Annotated in this window: 14 protein-coding genes; 7 read left to right on the forward strand and 7 right to left on the reverse strand. The window is 64.4% G+C overall.

Features of this window, described 5'->3' with window-relative positions; all coding sequences use genetic code 11:
- Positions 1-18: 18 nt before the first annotated feature.
- Positions 19-828 (reverse strand): aldo/keto reductase, encoded by an 810-nt coding sequence (locus tag ACESK5_RS05570; RefSeq protein ID WP_372910559.1) that lies wholly within the window; start codon positions 826-828, stop codon positions 19-21.
- Positions 829-970: 142 nt separating this feature from the next.
- Here ACESK5_RS05570 and ACESK5_RS05575 point away from each other — a divergent pair, with 142 nt between their 5' ends.
- From ACESK5_RS05575 to ACESK5_RS05585, 3 genes are all read left to right on the forward strand, one after another.
- Complete coding sequence (locus ACESK5_RS05575) at positions 971-1,633, forward strand: hypothetical protein (RefSeq protein ID WP_372910560.1); 663 nt, start codon at positions 971-973, stop codon at positions 1,631-1,633.
- 202 nt (positions 1,634-1,835) lie between these two features.
- Positions 1,836-1,973: a hypothetical protein gene (locus tag ACESK5_RS05580; protein WP_372910561.1), complete on the forward strand. Its 138-nt coding sequence runs from the start codon at positions 1,836-1,838 to the stop codon at positions 1,971-1,973.
- A 270-nt stretch (positions 1,974-2,243) separates the two neighbouring features.
- Positions 2,244-2,909: a helix-turn-helix domain-containing protein gene (locus ACESK5_RS05585; protein WP_372910562.1), complete on the forward strand. Its 666-nt coding sequence runs from the start codon at positions 2,244-2,246 to the stop codon at positions 2,907-2,909.
- 241 nt (positions 2,910-3,150) lie between these two features.
- Here ACESK5_RS05585 and ACESK5_RS05590 read toward each other — a convergent pair whose 3' ends face one another.
- From ACESK5_RS05590 to ACESK5_RS05605, 4 genes are all read right to left on the reverse strand, one after another.
- Entirely contained in the window at positions 3,151-3,327 is a 177-nt protein-coding gene (locus tag ACESK5_RS05590) for a hypothetical protein (protein ID WP_372910563.1), read from the reverse strand.
- A 462-nt stretch (positions 3,328-3,789) separates the two neighbouring features.
- Positions 3,790-4,347, reverse strand: coding sequence for a class I SAM-dependent methyltransferase (locus ACESK5_RS05595; protein ID WP_372910564.1), 558 nt, complete (start codon positions 4,345-4,347; stop codon positions 3,790-3,792).
- A 133-nt stretch (positions 4,348-4,480) separates the two neighbouring features.
- On the reverse strand, positions 4,481-4,927 hold the full coding sequence (locus tag ACESK5_RS05600) for a hypothetical protein (RefSeq protein ID WP_372910565.1): 447 nt from the start codon (positions 4,925-4,927) through the stop codon (positions 4,481-4,483).
- 254 nt (positions 4,928-5,181) lie between these two features.
- A complete protein-coding gene (locus ACESK5_RS05605) occupies positions 5,182-7,077 on the reverse strand; it encodes a PAS domain-containing protein (RefSeq protein ID WP_372910566.1) in 1,896 nt (631 codons plus the stop codon).
- Positions 7,078-7,315: 238 nt separating this feature from the next.
- Between ACESK5_RS05605 and ACESK5_RS05610 the strand changes: the two genes are divergently transcribed.
- The gene (locus ACESK5_RS05610; RefSeq protein WP_372910567.1) at positions 7,316-8,254 is read left to right on the forward strand and encodes an NAD(P)H-binding protein; all 939 of its coding nucleotides are present in this window, start codon (positions 7,316-7,318) and stop codon (positions 8,252-8,254) included.
- Between the two features lie 237 nt (positions 8,255-8,491).
- On the opposite strand, the gene ACESK5_RS05615 is transcribed toward ACESK5_RS05610, so the two are convergent.
- Positions 8,492-8,917 (reverse strand): low molecular weight phosphatase family protein, encoded by a 426-nt coding sequence (locus ACESK5_RS05615; protein WP_372910568.1) that lies wholly within the window; start codon positions 8,915-8,917, stop codon positions 8,492-8,494.
- A gap of 206 nt (positions 8,918-9,123) precedes the next feature.
- Positions 9,124-9,495, reverse strand: a complete 372-nt coding sequence (locus ACESK5_RS05620; RefSeq protein WP_372910569.1) for a winged helix-turn-helix transcriptional regulator — start codon at positions 9,493-9,495, stop codon at positions 9,124-9,126.
- Between the two features lie 232 nt (positions 9,496-9,727).
- Here ACESK5_RS05620 and ACESK5_RS05625 point away from each other — a divergent pair, with 232 nt between their 5' ends.
- The 3 genes from ACESK5_RS05625 to ACESK5_RS05635 form a co-directional block, all read left to right on the forward strand.
- Positions 9,728-10,027, forward strand: coding sequence for an NAD(P)H-binding protein (locus ACESK5_RS05625; RefSeq protein ID WP_372910570.1), 300 nt, complete (start codon positions 9,728-9,730; stop codon positions 10,025-10,027).
- A gap of 5 nt (positions 10,028-10,032) precedes the next feature.
- Positions 10,033-10,467, forward strand: coding sequence for an NAD(P)-binding oxidoreductase (locus ACESK5_RS05630; RefSeq protein WP_372910572.1), 435 nt, complete (start codon positions 10,033-10,035; stop codon positions 10,465-10,467).
- 4 nt (positions 10,468-10,471) lie between these two features.
- On the forward strand, positions 10,472-10,840 hold a 369-nt coding region (locus ACESK5_RS05635), incomplete at its 3' end, for a hypothetical protein (protein ID WP_372910571.1).

The following is a 10,840-nucleotide window of genomic DNA, read 5'->3' on the forward strand; positions in this document are numbered from 1 at the left end:
ATGCGACCCGAGCGCCGCTCAGAGGCCGAGCAGCGAACGGAGGCGGGAGCGGAGTCCGCCCCCCATCTCGAAGACCCGTTCCATCTCCTCGTCGTCGAGTTCGAAGTCGAAGACGTCGACGTTCTCCTCGATGTGGCTCCGACTCGACGCCTTCGGAATCGCGGCGACCAGCTCCTGCTGAATCAGCCAGCGGAGGGCGACCTGTGCGGCGGTCTTCCCGTACGTCGCTCCGATTTCCGCGAGGACCTCGTTGCCGACGACCTTCCCCTGTGCCAGCGGGCTGTACGCGGTCAGCACGACCCCGTTCTCGATACAGCACTCGAGGAGGTCCGGCCGCGACTCGAACGGGTGGTACTCCACCTGGTTCGTCAACACGGGCGTCTCGGACGCAGCGATGGCGCGGCGCAGTTGGTCGACCGAGAAGTTGCTGACGCCGATGTGTTCGACGACGCCGCGTTCTTGGAGTTCGTTCATCGCACCGACGGACTCCTCGATGGGCACGCTCCGACTCGGGGCGTGGATCAAGAGCAGGTCGATGCCGGTTCCCAGCTCCCGTGCGCTCTCCTCGACGGAACGCAGGACGTCGTCGCGAGCCAGGTTCTGCCGACGAACCTTCGTGACGAGGAACACGTCCGCTCGCGGCACCTCCGAGTCGGCGATCGCCGCTCCGACGGCGGCCTCGTTGTCGTACATCTGTGCCGTGTCGACGTGTCGATACCCGGTCTGTAGGGCGTGCTGGACGGCTGACCGACAGGTCGTTCCCGTCATCGGCCACGTCCCGAAGCCGAGTGCCGGCACGTCCACACCTGCGGCGGTGACGTACTCCATACGGGCTAGTGGCGGTGCCGAGCCAAGAAGATACGACTCGGCGCGCCGCCACGGCGCGACTGGCGTGTCGTCAGGCCCGAGGCAGGAGGCTGAGAGCGACGGGCGGCCGAAGATTGATGCGCCGACCACGTGGTCGTCTCTCATGGGACAGACGACAGAGACGAACTCGCTGGAGGTTCGCTGGTTCGAGACGGGGTCGACGCCGCGAGCGGTCGACGAGTGGATTTCGGGGCTGGGCGCAGTCGACACGTCGACGCGGACGGACCTGTACTTCCCGCCGCCGGGTCCGGCGTTCAACCTCAAACTACGGAGCGAGGGCGGCGAGTTCGTCGAACTCAAACGGCGACTCGCCGACCCGACCGTCCACACGTTCGGACCCGACGTCGAGGGGAACGTCGAACAGTGGTACAAGTGGAGCTTCTCGCTCGACCACACACCGGCCCCCTGGACCGCGGACCGGACTGGTCTGTGGCTCCCCGTGACGAAGACGCGGATGCTCTACACGTTCGACGAGGCCGACCTGCGGGCGCTCGATGACGGGATTCCGGCCGCTGACGTGTCGGTGCACGCCGAAGTGACGGCGGTTTCGGCCGCGTCCGAGCGGGCGTGGACCTGTGGCATCGAGGCCGCCGGCCCACCGGGGGCGCTGGCTGACGCGTTCCGGGCGGCGGGGTCGGCACTGTTCGGAGCGGGGTCTCCGGTCGCCCTCTCCACCGAGCAGTCTCTCGGGTACGTCGCGTGGTTGCGACGACTGCTGGCGGACGCTCGGCCGTCGGAGGCGGTACTCGTTCCCTCGAAGCGGTAGTCCACGAGCGACGGGTCCGGCGAACGGACCCCGCTCTCTCCGGCCGAGCGTCTCCTCCACGGACGACCGAAAGCCCCCGTCCGGCGAGACGATACCGTGGCTCGGAACGGGTCGGAACGAGCGACGTTCGCCGGCCCCGATATAAATGGATTATACCGTTAAGCTACAGACGGATGCGATTGGGACCGTTACATCTAGTTGTATGCAAGCGCGAAACCACACCGAGAGTCGGGACAGGACGACCGAATCGAAGTTCTACCTTCCGGTCGGTGTCAACACGTCGTACGAACCCGGTCGGTTGAAGCGAGTCTGGGCGGCGCTGTTCGACCACCGCGTCTGAAACGCCGTCGTCGCGACGAGCAAAGGTTCTGAACCAGTCGACTCCGAGGAAGATTCTGCCGGTCCTCTCACCGGACGTCGCCCCGAGTGACACTGGTGACGTGTGTCGGCGGGCTGGACGCTCCGCGTTCGGAGAGACCGACCGACTCAGTTACCCCTCACGCGACACTGAGACGACTCCAGCGACGAGTATCGCAGCGGAGCCTCTCGATACGTGTCTGCAGACCGAACGGCTGTACTATTTAGCGTCCCGAACCTGACCTACAGCACGATGTCCGACATCAAAGCGGTCGTCCGCGTCGAGCACCCCGACATCGTGCTCACGGAGACGGTCGCGTACGACCGAACTTCGAAAGTCAAGTCGGTGTCAGAGGCGGGGACCGACCCGTCGTCGGGGAAGTTCTTCTATCACATCGAGTCGGATGACTTCCGGCGGTTCGAGGACGGACTCCGGAACGACCGTACCATCGGCGCGTTCGAACGCGTCATCGAAGCCAGAGACCAGAAGGCCATCTACAGCTTCGAGTACACGGACGAAGCGAAGATTCTCTCGCCCGTCGTTTCGGCCGCGAACGGTGTCATCCTCGACATGGAGAACGACGGCAGCGCCTGGATCCTCACCGTCTGGATGTCCGAGCGAGCGGACCTGGTCGACCTGTGGGACTACGCTCGACAGAACGATATCGACATCGACCTACTCCGGGTGAACGAGTACGCCAGTCTCGGTAGTACGGACGCCGGGTTGACCGATAGCCAACGAGAGGCACTCCTCCTCGCGTTCGAAGCAGGCTACTTCGAAGAACCGCGGGACGCGACGCTCGGCGAGGTCGCCGCCGAACTGGACATCTCTCAACCCGCAGCGAGCGGCCTCCTTCGACGTGGAATCAAGCGACTCATCGTGTCGTCCCTGATGGACGACCGGGACCAGTCGGGCTGACCGACGGCGACTCCGTTCCGTGACGACGACATCCCGACAGCCCCCGTCGGTACGAGTACGGGACGAGAGGCGAGGAACGGGAGAGCTGCGAGTGAGCGTTCCGAAGGCTCCCGGATGCCTCTCCAGCCGGCGGATGCGACTCGCAGACGTACGCCATCGTGTCGAGCGAACGTCGAGTTCGTCCTCGAAACGCCAGTGGACGAGTCTGTTGGCTCCGGAACGATTCGATTCTCGCGTCCGCTCAGGTCACTGCTCCCACCGCGTCGGACACGTCGTCACGCCGGACGTAGAGGATGATCAACCCTGCGATCAGCAGGCCGACGCCCCACCAGAGCGAATCGCCGGGCAGTACGTACAGAATCAGTGTTACGATTCCCGACGTGAGCAGTGACCAGCCGACGGTCGTCTGATACGTCACACAGTCGGTACCCGTCTCGAGGGGATAGGGCGTCGGGTTGCCACTGCAGGCAGGCCGGGTGCTGCGCGGGACACCGAGGTCGTATCGAGAGCGACTCCCGGACTCAGAAGTACGCGCTCGGAGACCCGCGCCGGGAGAGCGCCGTCCCGTCCTCTGTCAGAAGTGGCGTGCTACACAGGGAGGCCGCGTTCAGCACGGAGGCACCGTTTACTTCTCGGCGCGAAGGATGGTCGGTCCACTCCTGTCTCCCAGGTCGACGCTGGTGAATCCCACGTCGGAGAAGGTCGCTCTGAGTCTCTCAGGGTCGTGGAACCGACCTCGGAACACCGTCCCCATCCGTGCTTCCGTCTCCCGATCATCGTCGCGGATGACGAACAGGTAGGTCGTCGTGTAGTGGCCCTCGTCGGAGGTGAGCGCGCTGACGGAGTGGCGCTCGACAGAAAATCGGTCTGATTCGGCGGATTAGACGTCGTAACTCCCGTTCTCCACATCGCTATCGAGTGGTTGGAAGAAGGTGACGAAGACGCCTCCCGCTCGAAGACTCCGGTAGACGTTCTCGGCAAACGCTGCAGTGTCGTGGTCGTCGGTGCGATGCAGTAAGCCACCCATCAGAACGGCCACGTCGAACGTCACTCCCTCCTCGACAGCCGACCAGGTGGTGAAATCCGCTTGGAGCACCTCCGCCTCAGTGACTTTCTCGCGTGCCGATTCGAGCATCGCTTCGTTACTATCGACGCCCAGAACCACGTCGTACTCGTCTTCGATTCGGACGAGCAGAGGGCCCGTTCCGCACCCGAACTCGAGGACCCGACTCGAGCCGTCTGGCGCGAACTCGTTCAACAGGCTGACCTGACCCTCCCGGTCGAGGACTCGTGAATGAAAGAAGTCGTACAGCTCCGGATACTCGTAGAAACTTCGTGGACGGTGGGGAGCCTCGTCGATGTCGTCGATTACGGTTGAGAGACCCATACACCCTCGCACGGGTGATACGAAAAAGAAGCCCCGGAGGTGTGGTACCACCCACCACCGTCGCTCTGCTGGACCCAGTACCTCTCCTGTCCGACTCGCGCTGTCAGTTCAGCAGCACCCGCCGCGAACCGCCCGTGTTCTGGGAGGAACGCCGTGGCCGACGCGAGGCCGAAACCGCATCCAGCTACGAGCCCTCGTGTCGGAGCGACCCGCCGATGGCCATGGCCGCGAAGAACAGCACGAGGTCTTTCAGCAGGTACTGCCCTTCCGGGGTCGGCACGAACGGGAACTGGATGAACGTCACGTCGGGCAGGAGGACGAACGCGAGAATCGTCCCGGGTATCCGGACGAGAAGCAAGACGAGTGCGACTCGGACGAACGGCTTGTACAGCATCGAACCGCCGATGGCGACTTCCCACCACCCCAGGACGAGTACCATCGACTCCGGAGAGCCCCAGTAGACCGTGTGGGCGAGGAGGGACGTCGCAGTCTCGTGTCCTAGTGGTTTCAACAGTCCGAGCCAGACGAACAGTACCCCGAGCGAGCGCCTGTGCAGGCGGTGCCCGTGCCGTTCGAGCGTCCGGAGGATCCGGTCGTCGAGCCGACGGACTCGCTGCTGGAGCGATTGCATACGACCTCTCCATGGTCTCCGTACACATACGATTCCTGCGGACGACGGCCGCGTCCAGAGAGTACCCGGTCGGACGTCGGAAGCACCGTGCGACCGGAGGCTCGTGTGGTACACCGTCACTGGCGGGGGTCGAGCGCCCCGGTCACGCCGACCGGACGCCAGCGACCGAGTCTCGCCCCGCCTCTCGGGGGCGATACCCCGTCTCCGACGACGAGCCACGGGTGAGCATCGCGACCGGCCACCCCTTCAGGGAATCAGCTGTAGACCGTGGTAGACTCTTCACATCGGCGCAACTCCACGACGAGCACACTCCCTTTGGGGTCGTTGTCCTCGACCCAGACCGCACCACCGTAACGCTCGACGAGCGTCTGGACGAGGTACAGCCCCAGTCCGGTCCCGTCGCTGTCGAGGCCTTTCTCCCCCTCCTCGAAGATTCGTCTCTTCTGCTCGTCGGGAATCCCCGGTCCGTTGTCCGCGACCCGAACCCGAACGACCTCGTCGTCAGCCGTTGCCGTGACACTGACCTCGGGGAGTTCCTCGTCGTTGTGGACGACGGCGTTGTTCAACACGTTCCGGAACACCGACTCCAGCATATCGTCGGCCAGCACCGTGACGTCCGGAATCACCGCTTCGGTCGAGACGATGGCGCGTTCGTGACTCGTACGCACGTCGTCGACCTGGTCCTCGAGCACGGACCGGACGTGCATCGGCGTCCGGTCGGCTTCCGAGCGAAGCAACACTTTCGTCACGTCGCCGGCGGTTCGCGTGATGTCTACGGCTTTGCGCCCCCCCTTCAACATCTGTCGGAGATACGCCTCGCTGTCGTCCTCGACGTGGTTCTGCAGAATGTCGCCGTACGCGATCACGAGCTGGAGAGCGTTGCGGACGTCGTGACGGACGACCTGGTTGAGCACCTCCAAGTTGTCACGCTGGCGCTCGATGGTCTGTTCGGTCCGTTTTCGGTCGTCGATGTCGAGGTGGATACCGACCGCCCGAACCGGTTCGCCGTCCTCGTCGCGTTCGGCGATCTTACCGATGTCGCGGATCCACTTCCAGGCCCCGTCGGCGGTCCGCATCCGGTGTTCCGTATCGTAAAGGTCGGTCTCGCACGCGATGTGGGCGTCCAGGGCGTCTTCGACCCGTGGCAGGTCGTCGGGGTGAACGCGACGTTCCCACTCCTCGAGGTGGGGCTCGATTTCGTCGAGCGAGAACCCGAGCATCCGGGCCCACTGCTCGTTGAACTCTACCTCGTCGGTGGTCATGTTCCAGTCCCAGACGCCGAGATCGGCACCTTCGACCGCGAGTTCGAACCGTTCTTTGAGCCGCTGGACGTCCCGCTCGCGTCGTTTCTGTTCGGTGATGTCGGTCGAAACACCGCAGAGGGCGGAGACCTCGCCGTCGTCGTCGTAGACGGGCGACTTTCGTGTTAGCCGGACGGTGTTCCCCGTCGCCGTCGGAATCGTCTCTTCTATCTCGATCGTCTCGCCGTTCTCGACGACCCGCCGGTCGTCAGCTCTGGTCGCTTCGACGACTTCCGGGGGGACGAGGTCGTCGTTCGTCAACCCGACGACGTCGTCGTTCTCTATGTTGAACAGTTCACGGCACGCCTGGTTCATCATGAGGTACCGGCCGTCGGTATCCTTCAGAAACACCGCCGCGGACATGGTCCCCATCACCGTCTCGAACCGTCGGTGAGTGCGCTGTAGCTTCCGTTCTCGTCGTCTGTGCTCGGTGATGTCACGCGCGACCCCGACGATTCGCGTCACCTGTCCGTTCTCGGTGATCGGGGTGAGTTTCGTCTGCCAGTGACTCGTCCCGCCCGGGAAGGTGAGGCTCTCCTCGTACTCGACCGTGTCCACCTGTTCGACACAGCGGCGGTAGTTCGCGGTGACCGTCGCGCCCTGCTCGTCGCCGAGAAGTTCACGAGGGGTCTGTCCGCGCAGTTCGTCCGCCGAGAGGCCAGTCCGACGCTGGTGTGCGGCGTTGCTCCGTCGGAACGTGAAGGTCGAGCCGTCGTCCGCCTGCACGACGTCGACGAGGAAGGCGGCGTCCTCCATCTCACGGAAGACCGTCTCGTACACGTCGACCAACTCGCCACCGGCCCCCGGAGTCTCCCCGGTGTCGGTATCACCGTTCGAACTGTCCTGCATATAGTTCGTCTGTGAGGCGAGTCAGTACAAATATCCAGCACTCCAAATATCTGTTTCTGTATTCGGGCTCCTCTCGGACGCGTGTTCGGCACCGTCGCGTCCCGCCGGCACTCGAAGCCAGTGGCACGCCGCCAGGGGCGCCACCCGATGCCACTTCGCGGCCCGGGCGTCGTGCGTCGTGAGCCGTGGTTGCGAGTGCAGCCACGAGACGTAATCGACTCCACTGCCGAGCGGACGTATGCGGATTCTCGTCACCGGTGCCACGGGATTCATCGGAAGCCGGCTCACCCCAGCACTCGCCGCCCGAGACCACGACGTCGCGGTGTTGACGCGCGACGCCGACAGCTACGACGGCGTCGCCGACACCGTCTACGAGGGCGACGTCCTCGACAGCGGGAGCTTCGAACAGGCGTTGACCGACGTCGACACGGCGTACTACCTGATCCACTCGATGGGGAGCAGCGACGACTTCGCCGAACGAGACCGGCGCGGCGCTCGAAACTTCCGGGAGGCCGCCGACGAAGCCGACGTCGAGCGAGTGGTCTATCTCAGTGGTCTCGGCGAGGAGGACGACGACCTCTCGAAGCATCTGCAGTCCCGTCGCGAGGTCGAGGAGATTCTCTCCGAGGGAGCGTTCGACCTGACGGTGCTGCGAGCCGCGATCATCATCGGCGACGGCAACGACAGCTTCCGAATCGTCAGCCAACTCGCGAGACGCTTGCCCCTGATGGTCACCCCCCGCTGGGTCCGCAACGACTGCCAACCGATCGCAGTCGACGACATCGTCGCCTATCTCGTCGGGGTGGCCGAGACACCGGAGACCGCCGGCGCCACCTACGAGGTCGGCGGGCCGGAGGTACTCACTTACGAAGACTTCCTCGACCGGACGGCGAGTGTGGCGGGCCGGCCGTCGGTGATCGTCCCGGTCCCGGTGTTGACGCCACGACTCTCCACGTACTGGGTGCAACTCACGACCGACGTCTCCAACGACATCATTCGACCACTCGTCGACGGCCTCAGGAACGAAGTCACGGCGGAGGACCGTCCCATTCGGAGCCTCCTGCCTATCGAACTGACGGGGTACGACGCCGCCATCGACCGCGCGCTCGACGGCGACCGCACCGAGACGGTGGGGACGCGTGTGTCTACGAAACTCGACGGGACGACTCCCCAGTAGCGACCCGTCGCTGGAGTCTCCCGCCCTGTCCGGCCGTCGTGCCCGTTACGTGTGAGGTCCGTCGGTGTCACGCGGACGGTCGCCGTGAGTCGGCGGCCGGCCGTCGGCTTCGCCCTCGCCTCGCTCGGCGGCGCTTCGGGCACGCACCACCGTGGACGCCGTCCCCGGACCCACTGACCCGACGCTTCTCGGCCGCCTCTGCCCGAGGTGTCGGCGCTGTCCGCTCCTGTCGTGCGCTCACTCGCGCTCGCCGGTGAACTCGTCGAACAGGGCCGAAACCCGCTCCTCGATGTCGTCTCTGATCTCTCGGACCCGTTCGATGGACTGGCCGTGTGGGTCGTCGAGCGCCCAGTCACGAACGTCGACGTCTGCGTCGAGTTCGAGCGTCGAACAGCCCATCGTGACGACGACGTCGCACTCGCTCAACTCCTCGGTCGAGACGTCCCGCGGGGTCCGGTCGGAGAGGTCGATGCCGACTTCCTGCATCGCCTCGACGACTTCCGGGTGCACCTCGTCCGCCGGGTGCGTCCCCCCCGTGAGCACGTCTACGCTGTCCGACAGGCCACGTTCGTCACGCTCTCGTTCCGCGAAGGCCGTCGACATCTGACTCCGACCGGCGTTCTGGACGCAGACGAATCCGAACCTCACGTGTTCAGTACGCATGTTCGGTCGAACAGCGAGGTGTTCAAAGTGAGTTCCTATGACTACTATTGAGCGATACCGTGCACTCGGTACCGGACGCCAGTCGTGAACGCCGTCGGGGAGAACCCCTCGACGGTACGCGTCGCTCGGGCGGGCGCTGTCTCGGACCGATTCCGACCGATTCGTCGCTCTCTCGCTGACACCTTGCAGCCTCCGGCGCCGTGCGACTACCTCGGGAACCGACTGTAGCGCGCTGCCCACGCGTAGAGGAACTGAAACGCAGGGTCGAGTTCTTTCGCCATGGTCGTCGGTTCGTACTCGACGTGCGGAGGACTCTCGTCGTATGACCGACGGGAAACGAGCCCCGCTTCGACGAACTGCTTCAGCCACAGTGAGAGGACTTTCGGTGATGCACCGGTCGCCTCCTCGAGTTCTGTGAACCGGAGCGGTCGCTGCTCGCAGAAGAGAGAGTAGAGTATCGACATCGCGTGTGCGCTGGTGAGCAACCCGAGGAGCGTGCTGACCGTCTCGTTCAACTTCTCGGGCGTCTCGTCGATAGGTGGTACCCCGTCGAGCAGATACAGGTACTCCTTGACCACCGTCTCCGAATCCGGTCGTACAGACGAGCCCGTGTGTTCTGACCGAGCAGAGTGACGTCCCGCCTCGTCGAGTGACCTCATGGCAGTCGTACAGCCGATGACGAGATATAGATGCCGTGCGGGGTGAGAGAGATAATCGACCCCGGAACGGTCGCTTTCCGCAGGGATAGCTGCTTTCGTATAAGAAACTGGACACTATTTGGTCGCGTCCCGCGTACACCGTTCGAGACGTATGAACTCACAACACCCCTCGAAAGTGCTCGTCGCTGGTGCGAGCGGTAGAACCGGTCGTGAGATCCTCCGCGAACTGGCCGACCGGTCGGTCGCGGTCCGTGCGATGACTCGGTCGGCCGAGAACCACGAATCACTCGTGGCGAACGGAGCTGACGAGGTCGTCGTCGGCGACCTGTTGAACCTCGCAGACGCTCAGAGAGCCGTCGAAGACTGCGACGCCGTCCTGTTCGCTGCGGGGTCGAGTCTCGCCACCGGCCTCACCCGACCCAGCCGTGTCGTCGACGGAGACGGCGTCTGAATCTCATCGAGGCGGCCGTCGAAGGAAGCGTCGAGACCTTCGTCCTCCAGAGTTCCATCGGCGTCGGTACCTCCCGGAAGGGGATGCCGCTCTGGGCGAGACTGTTCGTCCTTCGCTGGGCGGTCAGAGAGAAAGCGCGTGCTGAGCGCGCACTCGTCGACTCGGGGCTCCGTTACGTGATTGTCCGCCCCGGCTGGATGAACGACGAGGTGGCGACGGGAGACCTTCTCGTCGGTGAGGGGTCGAGAACGATGACGGGTTCGATTCCGAGAGCGGACGTCGCCCGTCTCATGGTCGCTTCTCTGAACGCGCCGGAAGCTCTCGGTCGCACGTTCGAAGTCGTCGCTCGGCACGCCGCGAAGGGCGTCACCCCACCGTCCCTCGTCGACGACAGTTGGGCCCAACCGAGCAGTTCGGCGGACACGTCTCTGGAGGCGTAAGTCGGTGTTCGCGCTGCTCCAGACGAGCTCCCTCTTCGGAGTGCCGTTCGTCTTCCTACTCGCGGTTTCAGCCGTCCTCGGTGGGCTCATGGCCGGGTTCTTCTTCGCCTACTCGGTGAGTGTCGTACTGGCGCTGCAGACCCTCTCGGCACCGGAGTACACGAAGGTGATGCAAGAGATAAACGAGAAGGTGCTGAACGTGTCGTTCGGTGTCGTGTTCTTCGGTGCTGCCGTGGTCTCCCTCGGTGGCGCGGCTGTCGTCCTGTTCCATGGTCACTGGCAGACGCTGTACGGACAGCTGTATCTCGCAGGAATCGTCGTCTACCTCACCGGAACGTTCCTCGTCACGGCCGGGGTCCACATTCCAACGAAC

This window comes from Salinigranum sp. (assembly GCF_041641895.1).
Lineage (GTDB): Archaea > Halobacteriota > Halobacteria > Halobacteriales > Haloferacaceae > Salinigranum.